This is a genomic window from Actinomadura hibisca NBRC 15177 (genome assembly GCF_001552635.1).
In the GTDB taxonomy this organism is placed as follows: Bacteria; Actinomycetota; Actinomycetes; order Streptosporangiales; family Streptosporangiaceae; genus Spirillospora; species Spirillospora hibisca.
The window spans coordinates 313,423-332,054 of record NZ_BCRO01000012.1 but is presented as its reverse complement, the minus strand read 5'-3'; the positions used below and the strand labels follow the sequence as shown (position 1 = coordinate 332,054).

Here is an 18,632-nt window from a genome sequence, read left to right as displayed (position 1 = left end):
CCCGCCGACCGCGCCGCGACCGCCGCGCCGGACGCCTCACCCGAGGTGTTGTGGGTGTGCGCCGCGCTCGGCGACGGCGACCGCGCCGCCGCCCGGCAGGCCCCCGGCGGGCGGCTCGACCTGGCCGGGTACGACCTGGGCGGCGCGGCCGTGCGGATGCTGGACATCCCGGCGGGGACCTTCCACCGCGCCTACAACGCCGTCGCCAACTCGACGCTCTGGTTCGTGCACCACCTGCTGTACGACACCCCGCGCGTGCCGCACTTCGACGCGCGGGCGCGCCGCGACTGGCAGTCCTACGAGGCCTACAACGCGGCGTTCGCCGACGCGCTGGCGCGCGACGCCGCGCCCGGCGCCAAGGCCGCCGTCCAGGACTACCACCTGTCGCTGGCCCCGGCGATGTTGCGCGAGCGCCGCCCCGACCTGAAGATCGTGCACTTCTCGCACACGCCGTGGGCCCCGCCGGAGTACTTCCGGCTGCTGCCCGACGACGTGGCGACGCAGGTGCTGGAGGGCATCCTGGGCGCCGACCACGCCGGGTTCCTCGCCGACCGGTGGGCCGAGGCGTTCCTCGACTGCTGCGCGCAACTCCTGCCGGGCGCGAAGGTCGACCGGCACGCGCGCACCGTCACCCGCGCCGGGCACGTGACCCGCGTCGGCGTGCACGGCCTGGGCGTGGACGGACCCTCGCTGCGGCGGCGCGCCGCCGAGCCGGACGTGGCCGAACGCGCGCAGGCGTTGCGCGAGCAGGTCGGCGACCGGCGGCTCATCGTGCGCGTGGACCGCACCGAGCTGTCGAAGAACATCGTGCGGGGGCTGGCGGCCTACCGGGAGATGCTGGTCAACCACCCCGAGTGGCGCGGGCGCGTGGTGCACCTGGCGTTCGCCTACCCGTCGCGGACCGACCTGGCGGAGTACCGCGCCTACACCGACGCGGTGCGGCAGGCGGCCGAGCAGATCGTGGCGGAGTTCGCCACACCCGACTGGAACCCGCTGATCCTCCAGGTCAACGACGACTACCCGCGCTCGCTGGCGGCGTTCCGGCTGGCCGACGTGCTGCTGGTCAACCCGATCCGCGACGGCATGAACCTCGTCGCCAAGGAGGGCCCGGTCGTGTCGGAGAGCGGCTGCGCGCTGGTGTTGTCGCGCGAGGCGGGCGCGGCGGCCGAACTCGCCGACGACGCGCTGACCGTCAACCCCTACGACGTGTCGCAGACCGCCGAGGCGCTGCACCGGGCGCTGCTGATGCCGCGCGAGAAGCGGGCCGGGCACTGCGCGCGGCTGGCCGAGGCGGCGATGGCGCTGCCGCCGCAGCGGTGGTTCGCCGACCAGCTCGCCGCGCTCGACTGACCGGGCCCCACGCGGCCTACGTCATCGCGCTCGTATGCGTGTCCGCAGCCAACCCCTGTCGCAGAGACCTCAGCCGTCACGCGAGTGCCTAACCGCCTCGGCGGAGCAAAGCCGGAGGCGAGCTCCGCCGAGGCGGATCGCGAAGCGATGTGGCACCCGCAAAGACGCGGTCAGGGGGCGAGCCGCCAGGCGAGCCCGCTGGGCCGGGGCTTCAGGAACACAGTTCCTCGGCGGTGAGCAGGCAGGTGACGGGGTTGGGCTCGTAGCGGCGCTGCCAGCGCTCGCGCAGATCGGCCTTGCGGTAGGCCATCTTGCGGTGCGCGCTGATCTTGGCGTAGCGGGCGAGCTGCGACGGCGACGGGCGCGGCGCGCCGCTCAGCTCGTACCCGTACTCGACCAGCCGCTCCCCGAACGCGGCCTCGGCCAGGCCCGCCTCCCACGGCTCCAGGCGGGTCGACCACGAGCCGACGCGGCCCGTGCTGACGGCGCCGTGCGTGCGGTCGTGCCACTTCTTCTGCGGCGGCACGGTCTGCTTGGCGATCGTCTGCGGCTTGGTCATCGCCGCGTCGAAGTCCTCGCCGAGGAAGCCGCACAGCCGGGTCAGCTCGTCGGCCGGGTCGGTGACCAGCCGCTCGTACTGCAACTCGTAGTAGGCGTCGGGGCCGAGCCGCGCCGCGTGCCGCCGCCCGCCGTCGATGGCCTCCCGCCACGCCGCCACCGCGTGGTGCACGTCGTGCTTGTACCAGGGCATCTCCTTCAGCGACGCCACGCAGTCGCGGCCGTCGCGGATGAGGTGCACGAACTGCGCGTCGGGGAACATCCGCAGCAGCGTCCCGACGTGCTTGGAGTAGCTGGGCCGCTTGTCGCCCCAGCGCGGGCTGCCGTGCTTGCGCGCGTACGCGCGGAACACCGTGCCGAGCGCCGAGCCGAGCGTCGGTGGGCCGCCCACGATCTCGGCGGTCACCTCGGCGGCGTCGAGACCGAGGTCGCGGAACTTGGTCGCCTTGCGGGCGGTGATCCAGTCCGCCAGCGCCCGCCTGTTCTCCCTGTCCTCCAGGTCACCGAACTCGCACCTGGCGGTGTAGGCCGGCAGCAGGAACCGCGTCTCGGCGGGGATCGCGATCCGCGGGTGCGAGTGCAACATCAGTTGCAGCAGCGTGGTGCCCGACCGAGGGCAGCCGATGACGAAGATCGGGCGGTCCGAGTGCGTGGCCATGCCGTCGATGCTGGCCGACGCGCGCGCGCCGCACCGGCGGACTGGCGGCGCTCTTGCCGAGCCATTGCCCAGGCTTGACGCCGCCTGACCAGCACCTTCCGCCGGGCGGCCGGACCGGGCGGCCGATCAGGTGTAGGACTCGCCCAGCGTCTGGCGGACCTGCTTGCGCGCCTCGTGGATGCGCGACTTGACCGTGCCCAGCGGGAGCTGGAGCTGCTCGGCGATCTCGGCGTACTCCAGCTGGGAGACGTCGCGCAGCACCAGCGCCTGGATGAGGTCCGGCTTGCGGGCCTCCAGGTCCTCCATCGCGTCCAGGATGTCCACCCGGGACCCGGCGATGACGCTGGTGCGGTGCGGGTCGGGGCGCTGCTGGGGCAGCTCGCCGGCCTGCTCGACCGAGCGCCGCTTGAGCGAGCGGTAGGTGGAGCGCGCCGAGTTGGACACCACCACGTGCAGCCAGGTGCTGAAGCGCGACCGGCCCTCGAAGCGGTGGATGTTCCGCGCGACCTGCATCAACGCGTCCTGGCACGCCTCCTCGGCGTCCTGCCGGCAGGGCAGGAACCGGGAGCTGTGCCGCAGCACGTCCGGCTCGATCTTCCGGAGCAGCTCGTTCAGGGCGTTCTGGTCGCCCTGGGCGGCCCTGACCGCCAGCTCCTCGGTCCTTACGTCGAATGCCATCGTCGCGCCTCAATGCTCGTTCGCACACACACCCCGTTTGTTGGGCATGATACGGGAGTGTCCTTCCCACCAACTGTCGGCCGTTACCGAATCGATCGCGTCCTCGGATCGGGGGCGTTCGCCTCCGTGTGGCTCGGGCAGGACGACGCCCTCGACTCCCCGGTGGCCATCAAGGTCCTGGCCGGGAGCCTCATCGACGACCTGGACGTGCGCAACCGTTTCCTGGAGGAGGCGCGCATCCTGCGCCGCGCCGACTCGTCGCGCCTGGTGCGGGTGCACGACATCGGCGAACTGCCCGACGGGCGCCCCTACTTCGTGATGTCCTACGCCGATCGCGGCACCCTGGCCGACCGGATGCGCGAACGGCCACTTCCGGTCAGCGAGGCCCTGGTCCTGGCCGAGGAGATCGCCTACGGGGTCGAGGTCATCAACACCCTCGGCGTCATCCACCGCGACCTCAAGCCGTCCAACGTGCTGTTCCAGTCCACGCCGGACGGCGGCGAGCGGCTGCTGATCGCCGACCTGGGCCTGGCCAAGGCGCTGGCGCACGCGTCGGGCGCGTTCACGCTGCCGGTCGGGACGCCGGGCTACATGTCCCCCGAGCAGGCGCGCTTCGGCGGCGGCCTGGACGTGCGCGCCGACGTGTACGGGCTGGGCGCGCTGACCTACCACATGCTGACCGGGCGGCCCCCGGGACCGGCCCCGATCAGGACCGTGCCGAGCGAGCTGCGCGAGGACCTGTCGCCCGCGCTGGACCACGTCGTCCTGCGGGCGCTGGAGGTCGAGCGGGAGAAGCGCTGGCCGACGGCCGAGGCGTTCGCGGAGGCCCTGTCCACGCTGCGCCCGACGCTGGCGCCGGGGACGATCCCGCCGGCGTACGGCCAGGCGGGCCCGGAGGAGGTGCCGGAGGCCACGGTCAGCGACGAGTACCGGGGCCCGCGCCCCGGGCAGCCGCCGTTCCCCGGCTACGACCAGGGCCCCGCCTACTCGCAGGACCTCGACCCCGGCCGCCAGAACGCGGGCCAGGGGGCGTCGTCGGCGCAGGGCCCGGTGCCGCCGCCGGTCGTGCCGCCGCGCCCGCCGCGCCGCGCCGAGCCCGAGCCGCCCACGCGCGAGGACGCGCCCGCCGAGGACGACGTGCACACCTCGGAGATGCGGCAGCCGCAGAACCAGCAGCCCGCCGGGGACGAGGCCACGATGGTGGACCAGCCGAACCCGCACTACCGGCCACCGCAGCCCGGTCCGTCCGGCGACCCCGACCAGGACCGCACGGTCGCCGTCCCCACGCCCGGCTTCCCGCAGCCCGGCGGCCCCTCCTACGACAACCAGGCGGGCGACGACGGCAAGACCGCCGTCTTCCCGGGCCAGGGCGCGCCGCAGCAGAGCCCGCCGCCGCAGGGATACCCGCAGGGCCCGCCGCCCACTGGCTTCCGCCCGCCGCCTCCGCAGGGCCAGAAGCAGGGCCTGCTGGGCAAGCTGAAGGGCCTGGGCGCGTCCAAGAGCGGCTCCGGCTCTGGCCCCGGCCACCCCGGCGGCCCGCCTGGGCCCGGCGGCGGAGCGTCGCGCGCGCCCGGCGGCACCAGCTCGTCGAAGAAGACCATGTTGCCGCTCATCATCGCCACGGTGCTGCTGACCGTCGCGGTCATCGGCGGCCTGCTGCTGGGCAACCTGTTCTCCGGCGACGACAAGAAGGACCCGCCCAAGCCGTCGCTGCCCGCCGACTTCGCGAAGGTCTCCGACGCCTCCGGCAAGATCCAGGCCGCCGCCCCCAAGGCGTGGCCGAAGGCGGAGGGCGAGAACACCTGGTCGCCCGCCGCGCAGGGCCTGCCCGGCGACGCCCAGCAGCGCCCGGTGTTGCGCGCGGCCCCCAACGTCGCCCAGTTCAAGAGCAACGGCAAGGGGCCGGGCGTCTTCATCGGCCTGACCACCGACCTGAAGAACGGCCCCCTCCCCCCGGCCAACATCGTCGGGCACCCGCTGTGCACCAAGGGCACGCCGGAGAACTACACCTCCCCTGACGGCAACCTGAGCGGCACCATCACCCGCTACACCGCCTGCAAGGCGGGCACGCCGACCGTCACCGAGGTGGGCTTGAAGGACAAGAGCGGCAAGTTCGGGGTGTGGCTCCGCGTCAAGGAGACCGACAACCGCAACGTGGTGAAGGACATCCTCAACAACCTGAAACTCACCGCCCCCTGACTCCGCCGGGCGCGGGAACGCCGATGATCACCTGAGCGAGGGTGAGGTTACGGTGACCGCTGGGGTGGAACGGAGGAGTTGAGGTTCGGGGACCGTGGCCGGTGCGCCGGTCCGGACGCCGTCCCTCGATCGGTGCCGAACGTGCCCGGAGTGCCCGCCCGTCCACGGCGGACGAGCGCTCCCGGGGCACCCGCGGGCCGCCGCAACACTCTCCGCAGCCTTCACGAGGGAAACCCGCCATGCAGATCGACCTTTCCGGCCGTACCGCGCTGGTCACCGGCTCCACCCAGGGCATCGGCCATGCCATCGCCGTCGGCCTCGCCCGCGCGGGCGCCCGCGTCGTCGTCAACGGCCGCGGCGAGAAGCGCGTCGCCGAGGCCGTCGACAGCGTGCGGGCCGAGTCCGGCGGCGACGACGTCACCGGCGCCGCGGGCGACCTGGCGTCGGACGAGGGCACCGCCGCCGTGCTGGCGGCCGTGCCCGAGGTGGACATCCTGGTCAACAACCTCGGCATCTTCGGCTCCACCCCGCCGCTGGAGATCGACGACGCCGAGTGGCGCCGCTACTTCGAGGTCAACGTCCTGTCCGCCGTCCGGCTCATCCGCGCCTACCTGCCCGGCATGAAGGACCGGGGCTGGGGACGCGTGCTGAACCTGGCCAGCGACTCGGCGGTCGCCATCCCCGCCGAAATGATCCACTACGGCATGACGAAGACCTCGCTGCTCGCCGTCAGCCGCGGCTTCGCCAAGGACGCCGCCGGAACCGGGGTCACCGTCAACTCGGTCATCGCCGGGCCGACGCACACCGGCGGCGTCGAAGGCTTCGTCCGCGAACTCGTCGGCGACGAACTGCCCTGGGACGAGGCGCAGCGCGAGTTCATGGTGAAGCACCGCCCGCAGTCCCTGTTGCAGCGCCTGATCGAGCCTGAGGAGATCGCCAACATGGTCGTCTACCTGGCCTCGCCGTACGCCTCCGCCACGACCGGCGGCGCGGTGCGCGTCGACGGCGGTTACGTCGACTCCATCCTGCCCTGATCGATCCGTCGCCCTGATCGATCCGTCGCCCTGCCCTGAGCCGTCGCCCTGCCCTGAGCCGTCGTCGCCTCCCGAGATGGTGGGTGGGGCTTCCATGCGCGGGGCCGTGCCTTGGTGGTCCTCTCCCTGCGCCGATCACCGCGTCTGTCAGTGCGTCATGTCGGTGCACCTCGTCAGTGGGTCATCTCTTCGCTGGTCTCATTCGTTGCGACCGCCTTTCTGGCACTGGGAACAGCTTGGGCGGGGGTGTTGTCCGTGCGGGCGGACCGGGCCGGGACGCGGACGTGTTCGGGGCGTGGGCCGTAGCCGATCAGGCGCGCCATCAGGCGGGGCACCGGGCCGGTTCTCTTGCGCTGCGCGCTCCCTCTGCGGGCGAGCAGGCGCAGGACGGGTGAGGGCGAGCCCTGCAACGTCGGCGCGACCACCAGGCGTTGCGCGGCGAGTTGGAAGCCCTGCACGGCGATGGCCGGCCACTGGCGGCGGCGTTGCACGGCGGCCAGGTCCTTCTCGGTGACCTCGCCCCGGAGCAGCGCCTCCGTCAGCAGGTTCGCGGTGGCCACCGCGTCCTGGATCGCCAGGTTGATGCCCACCCCGCCCACCGGCGACATCGCGTGCGCCGCGTCCCCGATGCACAGCAGGCCTGGCCGGTGCCAGCGGCGCAGCCGGTCGATCCGCACGTCCAGCACGCGCACGTCGGCCAGGTCGAGCCCGGCCACCCGGTCTTCCAGGAACGGCAGCAGCTCCGCCACCGACCGGCGCAGCGCCTCCGCCCCCGCCGCCTCGACCTGCGCGTAGCGGCCCTTGGGCACCAGGTAGGCGAACTGCCAGTAGTCGGCGCGGTTGATCGCGGGCATCATGCGCCCGGTGCCCAGCCGCAGGAACGAGTCGTCGCGGTCGCTGTCGTGGCGGGGCAGCCGGAACCAGGCCACGTCCATCGGCGCGCCCAGCTCCTTCGGCCGCAGCCCCGCCGCCCGCCGCAGGGTGGAGTGCCGCCCGTCGGCCGCCACCGTCAGCGCCGCGCGGATCTGCCGCTCGACGCCGCCCGCGTCGCGGTAGCGCACGCCCGTGACCCGGTCGCCCTCCCGCAGCAGGCCGGTGGCCTCGGCGTTCATCAGCAGGCGGAACGTCGGGTGGCGGGCGGCCTCTTCGGTGATCAGGTTGAGGAAGTCCCACTGCGGCACCATCGCGATGTAGGGGTGCCGGACGCGCAGCACGCTCAGGTCGAAGACGGCGGCCGAGCCGTCGTCGGTGACGAGGTTGAGGCCGGGCACCTTGCGGTGCGGCATGCGCTCGAACCGGTCGCCGAGACCCAGCTCGTCCAGGACGTCGAGGGTGGACGGGTGGATGGTGTCGCCGCGGAAGTCGCGCAGGAAGTCGCCGTGCTTCTCCAGGACGGTCACCTCGACGCCGGCTCGGGCCAGCAGCAGGCCCAGGACGGCGCCCGCCGGGCCGCCGCCGGCGATGCAACATGTGGTGCGCTCGGTCATGGTCACCACCTCCTGCCCATTAATTCATCACACGATGAAATACTTGTCAAGGGAATGGCAGTTGCATCGCGAGCGTTCACCGATATATCGTTAACACATCGACGACAGATCAAGGAGAGTCATCATGCGACACCACCAGCACGAACACCGGCACTTCGAGGAGCGCGCCCGCCGCGGCGACCCGTTCGGCGGCTGGGGCGGTCCCGGTTTCGGTCCGCCCCCCGGCTTCGGTCCGGGCGGACCGGGACGCGGGCGCGGCCCGCGCGGCGGCGGCCGGGGACGGGGGCGCACCAAGCGCGGCAACGTCCGCGCCGCCCTGCTGGCCCTGCTCACCGAGCGGCCCATGCACGGCTACGAGATGATCCAGGAGCTGGACGAGCGCACCGGCGGCGTCTGGCGGCCGAGCCCCGGCTCGGTCTACCCCACCCTCCAGCTGCTGGAGGACGAGGGCCTGGTCACCAGCGCCGAGCAGGGCGGCAAGCGGCTGTTCTCGCTCACCGAGAGCGGCACCGAGGAGGCGGCCCGCCAGGAGACCGCCCCCTGGGAGGAGGTCACCGAGGCCGCGGGCGAGAACGTCATGCGCGGCCGCGAGGCGATCGGCCAGCTCATGGTCGCGTTGCAGCAGGTCATGCACGTCGGCAGCGAGTCCCAGCGGGCCCGCGCGCTGGACGTCGTCAACGACGCCCGGCGTCGCCTCTACGGCATCCTGGCCGACGACCCCGAAGCCGAGTGAGCCACCCGAAAGCGCCGGGCCCGTACGAGGACGCACCTCGTACGGGCCCGGCGTTCTGCTGTGCGGGTCAGCGCGGGAACGCCGCCTCGCGCGCGTACTGGTCGGCCACGTAGAGCTTCTTCCAGATGTACAGGCGCAGGTCGCTGCGCCTGATGCGCTTGTCGACCGGCACCTCGACCGTGGCGCGCACCAGGTAGGACGCGCCGGGCGCCAGGTACTTGTCCCCGCCCTCGCCCGCGACCAGCGCGCCGCCCGCCAGGCGGCGCACGACGGCGCTCGTGGCGGGCGGGGTGCACATGGTCTCGGGCACGCCCGCCTGCCACATGCAACGGCCGCGCGCCTTGGCGGCGACCTGGTCGCGGCGGACGAAGACGTCGCCGGGGAAGTCCAGCAGCACCTTCTCCTTGGAGGGGTTGGTCAGGATGTACTCCACGTACGGGAACGCCGATCCGGAGGGCGGCGACGACTGGAGGGTCGTCACGCCGTTGACGGTCCCGCCCGCCACGGCCTGGACGCGGTAGCGCGATCCGTCGGCGGTGGAGATGTCGACCGGCGGCCCGCTGCGCGGCAGGCGCGCCTTGGCCGTCGTGGGGGCCGTGGTGCCGGTGGCCACCCGGGGCTCGGGGCTGACGGTGGTCTTGTCGTCGCCGGAGCCGGGCATGAGCAGCAGCGCTCCGGCCGTCACGAGCGCGAGCCCGCCGGCGACCGAGACCGCGATGACGCCGGTGCGACGCCCGCCGCCGCGCGCCTCCCGCCGCTCCCGGTTGCGGGCGCTGCGCGACCCGAGCCGGACCTGGACGCCGCTGGTGTCGTGCAGCCCGGTTCCGCCCGTGCCGCCGAGCCCTTGGCTTCCTCCGGTTCCGGCCGCGCCGACGGGAACATCGTGCCCGCCGGGACGGCCCGCGCCGCCGACCGCCTGCTGTCCGGCGGTGTGCCCGGTGTCCTGGACGGCCGGATGCCCTGCGCCGCCGATCATCTGCTGACCGCCGGTGTAGGCGGCGTCTTGCACGGCCGGATATCCGGCGCTGCCGAGCACCTGCTGGCCGCCGGTGTAGCCGGTGGCCTGCGCGTCCGGTCGGTCGGCGTTGTTAGGCATTTGGTGGCCGCCGGTGTAGCCCGTCGCATGCGCGTCCGGTAGGTCGGCGTTGTTGAGTACCTGGTGGCCGCCGGTGTAGCCCGTCGCATGCGCGTCCGGTAGGTCTGCGCTGCCGAGCACCTGTTGGCCGCCGGTATAGGTCGCGTGCTGCACGCCTGGGTGGTTCGAGCCGCCGATCGTCTGCTGGCCGCCGGTGTAGCCGGTGTCCTGCACGCCTGGGTGGCCCGCGTTGCCGATCACCTGCTGGCCTGCGGTGTGGCCCGTGTCTTGCAGAGTCGGGTGGCCGCCGGTCTGCATGCCCGGGTGGCCCGCGTTGCCGACCGGCTGGTTCGTGCCGTTGAAGATGTCCTGGACGTTCGGCCGGGCCGCCGCCGTGTCCGCGATGGCGGGGTGGCCGCCCGTCCGGTCCGGCACGATCGGACTCTGCGCGGGCGGCACCCCCATGCCGTCGGACGGGTTCGGGACGTGGCCGGCGGGGGCTCCCTGCTGGGCCGGGACGGGCGTGGCGTGCGGCTCCGGGCCGGCGCCGCGCGGGTCCCCCGGCCGCCGCGGCATTCCAGGGTCAGTGTCCACCGTCAGCACTCCCCGCTCTCATCCCCAGGCCCCATGGTCACACAAGCATCACAAATCACCATAGTGTCACGCAATTGGATGCCGGGTTGACAAGGGGCCGGGGAACGGCTCAGGCCGGCGGCGCGAGCAGGCCGTCCAGGAAGTCCACCACCCCGGCCGGGCCGTCCACGACCACGTCGGCGCGCTCGGCGAGCGCGGTGACCTCGGCCGACCCGCTGCACACCTTCACGCCGGGCACGCCCTGCCCGCGCAGCGCGTCGACGGCGTCGTAGGCCGCCAGGTCGCCCAGGTCGTCGCCCGCGAACAGCACCGCCGACGGGCGGTCCCGCGCCGCCAGGAAGTCGCGCAGCGCGCGGCCCTTGTCCATGCCCGGCGGGCGCAGCTCCAGGACGTAGCGGCCCGGCTCGACCACCAGGCCCGCGCGCTCGGCGAGGGCGTCCATGAGGCCGCGCAGCCGCTCCAGCGCCACCTGCGGCTCGGCGCAGCGGCGGGTGTGCACCGCCAGGGCCTGGCCCTTGTCCTCGACGAAGACCTCGGCGGGCGCGCCCGCCGCCTTCAGCACCTCGGGCAGCTTGGTGCGCGCCTCGGCGACGCCGGGCGGGGGCTCGGGTGAGGTCAGCTCACCCGACTCCCAGCGCTCCAGCCCGTACTGGCCGAGCACGACCAGCCCGTCGATGCCGTCGAAGCCGCCGTACTCGACGGCGACGGCGGCCGGGCGGCCGGTGATGATGACCACCGAGCCCACCTGCGAAGCCAGGCGGGCCAGGGTCGCCGCCGCCCGGGGATGGGCCCGCGCCGCCGCCGGGTCGTCGACGATCGGGGCGAGGGTTCCGTCGAAGTCGAAGCCGAGCACGGCTCCGGCGGGGGTGGTCCGGATCGCGTCGAGACCGGCCGCGCCGGCGGCCGTCTGGGATTGGGGAGAAGTCACGTGACCAGTGTTGGTCACATCAGGGCCGGATGCCGAGTCGGCGCGCGGCGCGTTGCCGTTGCCGTTGGCTGCGCATCCGGCGCAGGCGCTTGACGAGCATGGGGTCGTGCGCGAGCGCCTCGGGTCGGTCGATCAGGATGTTGAGGAGCTGGTAGTACCGCGTCGCCGACATGTCGAACAGTTCGCGGATCGCCTGCTCCTTGGCTCCGGCGTACTTCCACCACTGCCGCTCGAAGGCGAGGATCTGGCGGTCGCGCTCGGAGAGCAGGTCGGCCGGGAAGGCGTGCTCGTCGTCCTCCGGGCCGGAGTTCACCGGTTCCAAAACTGGGCCATCGTTCATGCTGCCGTCCTGTTGGGGGTCCCATCGCGGCGGGAAGTCCCGCCGGCGGATCCCCTCTGTGGTCAGTAATCCCGGGTCGTCCGGGTTCGGCCGGTGCCATGCTAACCGGCCCGGCCGACAGCGTCCGGCGGTTCGCGGGGAACGGCCGGGGCGTGTTTCGGCTGCTCGTCCCGGGAATGCGGCGGTGTCCCAGTGCATCACATCCGTCCCGCCGGACCCGGGCGGACACGGCACGTCACCGGGACGGCACGCCACCGGGAACCTGTGCACGCTGCACGCGTTAGAGTCAGCAGTACCGTCCGGTATCCGAGCGGTGCGGAAGGGAGCCGTAGACCATGACGACCGAGCGATCGGCCGCGGAGCCGCTCGACCCGGCGCTGTCCGACATCGCCGTCGCCCTGTTCCACCTGCGCCGCGTGTGGGCGAAGCCGGACCTGATGAAGCGCATCCGGGCGCAGACCTCCGGCGGCCCCGGCGCGCGGCCGCTGCAACTGTCCAACCTGATGGTGGTGCACGCGGTCGCGGCGCTGAGCTGCGCGCCCGAGCAGGAGGTCACCGTCGGCGCGGTCGCCGAGCGGCTGGAGATCGACCCCTCGACCGCCAGCCGCCTGGTCGGGCACGCCATCGACGCGGGCCTCGTCTCGCGGCGGCCGTCCCCGGTGGACGCGCGCCGCGCCAACCTGGGGCTCACCGACGCCGGGGCCCGGGTCAAGCAGGTCGCCGACCGGTTCCGCCGCGCCTACCTGGCCGAGCTCACGGCCGACTGGACCGACGGCGAGCGCACCGAGTTCGCGCGGTTGCTGACGCGGTTCGCCGACGCCGCCGCCCAGTCGCCGATGGACCCCGACGGGGTGGACAAGATCTTCGAGGCGGCTCAGGCCCCGTAGCGCAGCGCCGACAGGCGGGCGTGGTACTCGTCCTCGTCGATCTCGCCGCGCGCGAAGCGGTCGGCGAGGGTGGCCTGCGCGCCCGCCAGCGGGTCGCGCGCGGCGGCGGTGGCCGCCGCGCCCGCGTTGACGCGGCGGCGGACCAGGTAGAACGCGCCGGCGAAGACCGCCAGCCAGAACAGCCCGAAGGTGATCGGGAACACCGGCCAGAAGGCGGGGGCGTCGTGGGCGCCGTCCTGCCAGGGACCGGGGTGGGTGAGCAGCGTCGCCATCATGGTCATCGACCTCTTCCTCGGTGCGGATGAGTCGATGGTCGGCGACGGGCTCGGGCCGCGTCGTCCCACGTCCGGCGGCTCTCGCGCTACGCCCGCCGGAGTAGCCGGGGCGGGGTCACCACCACGGCGGGCGGTAGTCGTCCTCGTCGGCGGGCCGCCGGTTGCGCGGGGGCTGGCGCAGCGGGTCGTCGTCCAGCGGGTCGGGGGCGGGCGGGCGCTCGGCCAGGCCGGGCGGCGGCGCGGCCGGGAACGCGCCGGTGGGCAGCTCCTCCGGCGGGACGAGCGGCTGGGCGCCGGTGGTGCCGCTGCCCGGCGGCTCGCCCAGGGCGCTGCGGCGGAACTTCTCCCACTCGTCGTCGTCGAAGGTGGTGGTGTCGTCGAACACCTCGCCGGCGGCGGGCGGGTCGCCGACCGTGGGGGTGGCGCCGATGTCGAGCGGGTCGTGACCGCCGGCGTCGCGGTTGCCCTGCGGGCCGGAGCCGTACAGCGGGCTGGCGGCCTCGGGCGCGATCTCGTCCAGGGGCGCGGAGGTGTTGGGGTCGAGGGGGTCGCGGCCGCCGAGCGGGTCGTGGCCGTTGTGCGGGACGCGGCCGTTGCGGGCGGCCGTCGCGCCGCCGTCGAACGGGTCGTGCAGGCCTGGGACGCCGTTGGCGAGCGGGTCGCTGGTGGTGGGCGTGTCACCGATGCCCAGCAGGTCGTGGTCGTCGGCCGGGGCGGGGCCGCGGTCATCTATGGGGAAGGCGGGCTGCTGGTCGTCGGACGGGTGGCCGATGCCCAGCGCGTCGTGCCCGTTGCGCGGGCCGGTGCCGTTGGGCTCGGGACGGCGGTGCGCGCCGCCGTCGCCCACGATGAACGGGTGCAGCTCGCTCGGCGGGCGCGGCGGCTCGGGCCGTCCGGCCTCGGGGGCGGGCCGGCCGGGCTCGTCCGGCTGGTCGGGCCAGGCGGGCAGGCCGGTCTGGGCGATGGGCGGCTCGCCGTGCGGCACCGACACGTCGGCGCGCGTCCCGGCCAGGCCCACGTCGTTGCTCTGCCACAGCGGCGCCTCGACCGGCGGCCCGCCGTGCGCGGTCGCCGCCGGCCCTGGCTGGGCCGCCATCGCCGGGACGGGCTCGCGCGGGTCGCCCAGCGCCGGCCCGGACTCGTCCGGCCGCTCGCCGGGACGCCGCCGCTGCCGCCAGCCCAGCACCAGGCCGAGCAGCACCAGCACCCCGCCGCCCCCGAGGATCACCAGGAACAGCGTGCCGTCGCCCTCTTCCTCGACGGGCGCGGCGGCCGGGCTCGGCGCGGCCGACTCGGGCGCGGCGGCGGGCGCGGCGCCGCCGGCCGTCTTGTTGATCTTGTGGGCGGCCAGCAGCGCGCGGGTGGCGTCCAGCGGGCCGGGGCACTGGGCCGAGCCGGTCGGGGTGCGGCGCGCCGGGGACCCCTGCACCAGCGCCTGCCGGACCTGCTCGGGGCTGAGCTTGGGATAGCGGGAGCGCACCAGCGCCGCGACCCCGGCGACGATCGCCGAGGACGGGCTGGTGCCGGTCCCGACCACGTACCCGTTGCTGGCGTCCGCGCTGACGATCTCCACGCCGGGCGCGCACACCGCGACGTAGGGGTGGCGGTTGCTGTCCTTCCACACCTTCAGCTTGCGGTCGAGCGCGCCGACCGCGATGACGCCGGGATAGGCGGCGGGGAAGTTCTTGCGGTTGGCGCCCGCGCCGTCGTTGCCGGCCGAGGCGATCAGCACCACGCCCTTGGACAGCGCGTACTTGATCGCGCTCTCCTCGGTGCCGCTGCCGTTGTAGAACTGCTTGCCGCCGCCCAGCGACATGTTGATGATGCCGGCGCCGTTGTCGACGGCGTACCGGATGCCCTGGGCGACCGCGTCGCGGTTGCGGCCGACCTCGCCGCCGTTGCGGCGCATCGGGTCGTCGTTCTCCCAGGTGACGCGGACCGACAGGACGCGGCTCTGCGGCGCGACGCCCATCACGCCCTCCTGCAGGCCGGGCCCGTGGCCGTGACCGGCGATGATGCTCGCCATCGAGGTGCCGTGCAGGCCCCAGTACCTGGTGCCCGGACGGCGCGCGCCGCCGGTGAGGTCGGGGCCGTTGACGACCCGGCCGGACAGGTCGGGGTGGCGGCGGTCGACGCCGGTGTCGAGCACGGCGACGGTCACGCCCGAGCCCTTGGTCCAGCGCCAGGCGCGCGGGACGTGCATGTCGTCGAGGTGCCACTGGCGGGCGCGGATCTGGTCGGTCGGCGCGGCGCGCAGCGCTCCGGCGGCGGCGCCGCGCACCGGGCGCTCGGGCGGGTGGACGGGCGCGCGGCCGTCGGGCGCGAGGGCGGCCGGGACGGCGACGGCGGCGACGAGGGTCAGCCCGGTGAGGGTCGCGGCGGCGCGAACGCCGATGCGGGGCAGCACCTGCGCGCGCCGCTCACGGCGTCGGGCATGGGACACGCCACCGCACCTCCTCCCGGCAGTCGGCCGTGCTCGGCGGGGTGCGGCCCCCGCCCACCGGCGGGGCCGGGCACGGGCGGCGTCGGGCGTCCCGGACGTCGCGGGAGGCCCATCCCCCTACCAGCGCCCCACCGTACCTGGAGGCGCGTCCCGATATTCTGCCACGCCAAGTCGCCCCTGCCCGGGCACTCGGCACATTCGGGCACGGGACGGGACAGCGCGGATCTTCCTCCCCCCGTCCGACCTGCTCCGCAACCCCTCACACGCCTCCGCACTGTGGGCTGCGCCTCAGTCAGACGGCGCGTCAGGAACGGGCGTGGCCGCGCGGATACGGGAGCGGGCGCGGCTTCAAAGCAGGTGCGGGGTCAGGAGCAGGTGCCGAAGGGGCGGTCGCAGTGCAGCACCTGGCCGCCGAGGTCGGGCCGCACCTTGTCGACCAGCTCGCGCGGGCCGGTGACCAGCCAGTTGGGCCCCTGCAGGAGCGCGAACGGCCCCAGCTCGCCCAGGCTGCTCTGCCCGACGCCCGTCCGCCAGCTTCCGGCGAGGGCGTCCACGGTCATGCCCGTGTCGGGGGTGAGGACGGTCGCGGCGACGTAGCGGCCGGCGTAGCGGCACTCCACGCGGGTCGGGTCGCCGTCGGAGCAGCCGGTCGCCCCGCGCTCGCGCAGCGCCGCGGCGATGGCGGAGGCGTCCTGGTGCGCGCGGGCGCTGGCGGCGGGCCGCGTCTCGCCGGAGTCGTCGTCCAGCACCAGCAGCGCGACCCCGGCGGTGGCCAGGACGGTGCCGCCGACCGCGCCGGCCAGGGCGAGCAGGGACGTGGGCTTCATGCCGTCAAGCATGCCGTACCCATAAGTAACTTAAGGCCGGATCCGGTGTTAGCCCGCCCACGTAAGGGAGCACTGCCGACGGCCCCCGTCCCGGCAGGGGGACGGGGGCCGCCGGGCGGGACGGGACCGATCAGGCGGAGCCGGCCCCCGTCAGCGAGCGCACCGACAGCTCGTCGTAGCGCTGCTCGTCGGCCTTCTCGCGGCCCAGGAACGTGCCCACCACCGCGCACAGGAAGCCGAACGGGATCGACACCAGCCCCGGGTTCTCCATCGGGAACAGGTGGAAGTCGACCCCGAGCGGGAACAACGACAGGCTCTGGCCGGTCACCGGGTCGACCTTGCCCGACACCACCGGCGAGAAGAACACCAGCACCAGCGAGCTGAGCAGCCCGCCGTAGATGCCGGCCACCACGCCGCGGGTGTTGAACCGCTTCCAGAACAGCGACAACGTGATCGCCGGCAGGTTGGCGGCGGCCGCCATCGCGAACGCCAGCGCCACCAGGAACGCCACGTTCAGGTTCTTGGCGATCACCGCGAGCACCACCGCCAGCGTGCCGATCAGCAGCGCGGAGAACCGGGCCACCGCGACCTCCTGCGACTCGCGCGGGCGGCCGAACATCAGCACGTGGCCGAAGTAGTCGTGCGCCAGCGAGGTGGAGGAGGCCAGCACCAGGCCCGACACCACCGCCAGGATCGTGGCGAACGCGACCGCCGCGATGAACGCCAGCATGATCTCGCCGCCGATCGGCCCGGCCGCCATCTCGCCGACCGCCTGCGCGAGCTGCGGCGCGGCGGTGTTGCCGGCCGGGTCCTGGGCGACGATCGCGGCCCGGCCCACCAGCGCCGCCGCGCCGAAGCCGAGCGCGAGCGTCATCAGGTAGAACGCGCCGACCAGGCCGATCGCCCAGTTGACCGAGGTGCGCGCGGTGCGCGCGTCCGGCACGGTGAAGAACCGGGTGACGATGTGCGGCAGGCCCGCGGTGCCCAGGATCAGCGCCAGCGCCAGGCTGATGAAGTCCAGCTTGTTGATCACCGTCTGCCAGGGGTCGTCGGCGACCTCCTTGCCGTACTTCAGGCCCGGTTGCAGGAACGCCTGCCCCTTGCCGCTGGAGTCGGCGGCCGAGCCCAGCAGCGCGCTGGGGTTGAAGTCGAACTTGGCCAGCACCAGCAGGGTCAGCACGGTGGCGCCGAACATCAGCAACACCGCCTTGACGATCTGCACCCAGGTGGTGCCCTTCATGCCGCCGAACATCACGTAGACGATCATCAGCGCGCCCACCGCGACGATCGACAACGTGCGCGCGGTGCCGGCGTCCATCCCCAGGAAGGTCTCGCCCTCGTGGATGCCGAGCAGCAGCGACACCAGCGCGCCCGCGCCGACCATCTGCGCCAGCAGGTAGAACACCGACACCGTGACCGTGGAGACGGCGGCGGCGGTGCGCACCGGGGGCTGCCGCATCCGGTACGACAACACGTCGGCCATGGTGAAGCGGCCGGCGTTGCGCATCAGCTCGACCAGCAGCAGCGTCAGCAGCCACGCGACCAGGAAGCCGATCGAGTACAGGAAGCCGTCGTAGCCCGACAGCGCGATGATGCCCGCGATGCCCAGGAACGAGGCGGCCGACATGTAGTCGCCGGCCAGCGCGGTGCCGTTCTGCGGGCCGGAGAAGCTGCGGCCCCCCGCGTAGTAGTCGACCGCCCCCCGGGTGTTGGCGCGCGCCCAGAACGTGATGCCGAGCGTGATGCCGATGAAGACCAGGAACAGCACGAACGTCAGCGCGCGCCCGCCCCCGGTCTCGGCGGCTGCGACGGTGCCCGTCGCGACCGCCGTCACTGGAGCCATCCCGGATCGGGACGGACTCCGGCGCCCGGCCAGGCGTCGCGGCCGCGCTCCCCCTCGCGCGCCCGCTCGGCCGCGTTGCCCACCGTGCCCTGGCCGCGCTCGGGAAGCGGCGTGCGGCTGCCGCCGTCGGCGCCGCGCGAGATCTGGCGCGGCGCGTACGGCGTCCGGTCGGCCTCGGCGCGCAGCTCGGCCGACAGCGGGTCCAGCGTGCGGCGGGCGTAGGAGGTGTAGCACCAGGCCAGCGCGAACGTGGACACGAACTGGAGCACGCCGAGCACGAGGGCGACGTTGACGTTGCCGATCACCGGCTGCGCCATGAGGTCGCGCGCGAACGCCGACAACAGGACGTAGAGCAGGTACCAGCCCAGGAACGAGCCGACGACCGCCGAGGCGAGCCGCCGGAACCTGGACCGCAACAACACAAAGCGTTCGTCGTGCGCCATCGCCGCGTACCGCCCGCTGTTCCCCTGCCGGACGCGGCCGTCGCCCCGACGCTCGGGCGGTCTTGAGTCCCAGACCATCCGGCCCTCCCCTGACTCATCATGACCCTCTGTAGTGGTGACATCACTATGAGATCAAAGAATGGTGGCGGGTAGTGGCCAGTTAGCGAGAATGCAAGAAAAAGGCGCCACAGCAAGGTCAACATGGCCTCGCAGTAAGCCCAACTCGTCCTTTGCACGACATCCGAAACCGAAATGTCGGAGCCCGGGACGAGGGGGCGGC

The 18,632-nt window shown here is 73.7% G+C and carries 16 protein-coding genes; 5 read left to right on the top strand and 11 right to left on the bottom strand.

What is annotated here, in order from left to right; all coding sequences use genetic code 11:
- On the top strand, nucleotides 1-1,350 hold a 1,350-nt coding region (locus AH6_RS07695), incomplete at its 5' end, for an alpha,alpha-trehalose-phosphate synthase (UDP-forming) (RefSeq protein WP_067475828.1).
- A gap of 211 nt (nucleotides 1,351-1,561) precedes the next feature.
- On the opposite strand, the gene AH6_RS07690 is transcribed toward AH6_RS07695, so the two are convergent.
- The gene (locus tag AH6_RS07690; protein ID WP_067475825.1) at nucleotides 1,562-2,566 is read right to left on the bottom strand and encodes a sulfotransferase family protein; all 1,005 of its coding nucleotides are present in this window, start codon (nucleotides 2,564-2,566) and stop codon (nucleotides 1,562-1,564) included.
- Nucleotides 2,567-2,692: 126 nt separating this feature from the next.
- Entirely contained in the window at nucleotides 2,693-3,244 is a 552-nt protein-coding gene (locus AH6_RS07685; protein ID WP_067475822.1) for an RNA polymerase sigma factor, read from the bottom strand.
- A 12-nt stretch (nucleotides 3,245-3,256) separates the two neighbouring features.
- On the opposite strand from AH6_RS07685, the gene AH6_RS07680 reads away from it, so the two are divergent.
- Nucleotides 3,257-5,443 carry a serine/threonine-protein kinase gene (locus tag AH6_RS07680; RefSeq protein ID WP_157431325.1) on the top strand — a complete coding sequence of 729 codons (2,187 nt, stop codon included), beginning with the start codon at nucleotides 3,257-3,259 and terminating at the stop codon, nucleotides 5,441-5,443.
- 239 nt (nucleotides 5,444-5,682) lie between these two features.
- Complete coding sequence (locus tag AH6_RS07675; protein ID WP_067475816.1) at nucleotides 5,683-6,477, top strand: SDR family NAD(P)-dependent oxidoreductase; 795 nt, start codon at nucleotides 5,683-5,685, stop codon at nucleotides 6,475-6,477.
- A gap of 173 nt (nucleotides 6,478-6,650) precedes the next feature.
- On the opposite strand, the gene AH6_RS07670 is transcribed toward AH6_RS07675, so the two are convergent.
- Nucleotides 6,651-7,964 (bottom strand): FAD-dependent oxidoreductase, encoded by a 1,314-nt coding sequence (locus AH6_RS07670; RefSeq protein ID WP_083982392.1) that lies wholly within the window; start codon nucleotides 7,962-7,964, stop codon nucleotides 6,651-6,653.
- Nucleotides 7,965-8,088: 124 nt separating this feature from the next.
- On the opposite strand from AH6_RS07670, the gene AH6_RS07665 reads away from it, so the two are divergent.
- Entirely contained in the window at nucleotides 8,089-8,697 is a 609-nt protein-coding gene (locus tag AH6_RS07665) for a PadR family transcriptional regulator (protein WP_067475811.1), read from the top strand.
- Nucleotides 8,698-8,764: 67 nt separating this feature from the next.
- Here the strand turns inward: AH6_RS07665 and AH6_RS07660 are convergent, their stop codons facing one another.
- From AH6_RS07660 to AH6_RS07650, 3 genes are all read right to left on the bottom strand, one after another.
- The gene (locus tag AH6_RS07660; protein WP_157431324.1) at nucleotides 8,765-10,366 is read right to left on the bottom strand and encodes a hypothetical protein; all 1,602 of its coding nucleotides are present in this window, start codon (nucleotides 10,364-10,366) and stop codon (nucleotides 8,765-8,767) included.
- Between the two features lie 109 nt (nucleotides 10,367-10,475).
- Nucleotides 10,476-11,294: a trehalose-phosphatase gene (gene otsB / locus AH6_RS07655; protein ID WP_067475806.1), complete on the bottom strand. Its 819-nt coding sequence runs from the start codon at nucleotides 11,292-11,294 to the stop codon at nucleotides 10,476-10,478.
- A 19-nt stretch (nucleotides 11,295-11,313) separates the two neighbouring features.
- Complete coding sequence (locus AH6_RS07650; protein WP_067475803.1) at nucleotides 11,314-11,634, bottom strand: DUF3263 domain-containing protein; 321 nt, start codon at nucleotides 11,632-11,634, stop codon at nucleotides 11,314-11,316.
- A 335-nt stretch (nucleotides 11,635-11,969) separates the two neighbouring features.
- On the opposite strand from AH6_RS07650, the gene AH6_RS07645 reads away from it, so the two are divergent.
- Nucleotides 11,970-12,521 (top strand): MarR family winged helix-turn-helix transcriptional regulator, encoded by a 552-nt coding sequence (locus AH6_RS07645; protein WP_067475800.1) that lies wholly within the window; start codon nucleotides 11,970-11,972, stop codon nucleotides 12,519-12,521.
- Here the strand turns inward: AH6_RS07645 and AH6_RS07640 are convergent.
- The 5 genes from AH6_RS07640 to AH6_RS07620 form a co-directional block, all read right to left on the bottom strand.
- Nucleotides 12,509-12,802: an SHOCT domain-containing protein gene (locus tag AH6_RS07640; RefSeq protein WP_083982371.1), complete on the bottom strand. Its 294-nt coding sequence runs from the start codon at nucleotides 12,800-12,802 to the stop codon at nucleotides 12,509-12,511. The genes AH6_RS07645 and AH6_RS07640 overlap by 13 nt on opposite strands.
- A gap of 109 nt (nucleotides 12,803-12,911) precedes the next feature.
- Nucleotides 12,912-15,239 carry a S8 family peptidase gene (locus AH6_RS07635; RefSeq protein WP_157431323.1) on the bottom strand — a complete coding sequence of 776 codons (2,328 nt, stop codon included), beginning with the start codon at nucleotides 15,237-15,239 and terminating at the stop codon, nucleotides 12,912-12,914.
- 365 nt (nucleotides 15,240-15,604) lie between these two features.
- Nucleotides 15,605-16,066: a hypothetical protein gene (locus AH6_RS07630; protein ID WP_067475920.1), complete on the bottom strand. Its 462-nt coding sequence runs from the start codon at nucleotides 16,064-16,066 to the stop codon at nucleotides 15,605-15,607.
- Between the two features lie 130 nt (nucleotides 16,067-16,196).
- Nucleotides 16,197-17,909 (bottom strand): monocarboxylic acid transporter, encoded by a 1,713-nt coding sequence (locus AH6_RS07625; protein WP_067475795.1) that lies wholly within the window; start codon nucleotides 17,907-17,909, stop codon nucleotides 16,197-16,199.
- Nucleotides 17,897-18,430: a DUF485 domain-containing protein gene (locus AH6_RS07620; RefSeq protein ID WP_083982369.1), complete on the bottom strand. Its 534-nt coding sequence runs from the start codon at nucleotides 18,428-18,430 to the stop codon at nucleotides 17,897-17,899. Before AH6_RS07620 ends, AH6_RS07625 begins: the two co-directional genes overlap by 13 nt.
- Nucleotides 18,431-18,632 lie beyond the last annotated feature (202 nt).

What these genes read in the sequence shown, in the direction of transcription:
- AH6_RS07690 (WP_067475825.1), bottom strand. Translation starts at nt 2,566, where the DNA reads ATGGCCACGCACTCGGACCGCCCGATCTTCGTCATCGGCTGCCCTCGG.
- AH6_RS07685 (WP_067475822.1), bottom strand. Translation starts at nt 3,244, where the DNA reads ATGGCATTCGACGTAAGGACCGAGGAGCTGGCGGTCAGGGCCGCCCAG.
- AH6_RS07680 (WP_157431325.1), top strand. Translation starts at nt 3,257, where the DNA reads ATGCTCGTTCGCACACACACCCCGTTTGTTGGGCATGATACGGGAGTG.
- AH6_RS07675 (WP_067475816.1), top strand. Translation starts at nt 5,683, where the DNA reads ATGCAGATCGACCTTTCCGGCCGTACCGCGCTGGTCACCGGCTCCACC.
- AH6_RS07670 (WP_083982392.1), bottom strand. Translation starts at nt 7,964, where the DNA reads ATGACCGAGCGCACCACATGTTGCATCGCCGGCGGCGGCCCGGCGGGC.
- AH6_RS07665 (WP_067475811.1), top strand. Translation starts at nt 8,089, where the DNA reads ATGCGACACCACCAGCACGAACACCGGCACTTCGAGGAGCGCGCCCGC.
- AH6_RS07650 (WP_067475803.1), bottom strand. Translation starts at nt 11,634, where the DNA reads ATGAACGATGGCCCAGTTTTGGAACCGGTGAACTCCGGCCCGGAGGAC.
- AH6_RS07645 (WP_067475800.1), top strand. Translation starts at nt 11,970, where the DNA reads ATGACGACCGAGCGATCGGCCGCGGAGCCGCTCGACCCGGCGCTGTCC.
- AH6_RS07640 (WP_083982371.1), bottom strand. Translation starts at nt 12,802, where the DNA reads ATGACCATGATGGCGACGCTGCTCACCCACCCCGGTCCCTGGCAGGAC.
- AH6_RS07630 (WP_067475920.1), bottom strand. Translation starts at nt 16,066, where the DNA reads ATGAAGCCCACGTCCCTGCTCGCCCTGGCCGGCGCGGTCGGCGGCACC.
- AH6_RS07625 (WP_067475795.1), bottom strand. Translation starts at nt 17,909, where the DNA reads ATGGCTCCAGTGACGGCGGTCGCGACGGGCACCGTCGCAGCCGCCGAG.
- AH6_RS07620 (WP_083982369.1), bottom strand. Translation starts at nt 18,430, where the DNA reads ATGGTCTGGGACTCAAGACCGCCCGAGCGTCGGGGCGACGGCCGCGTC.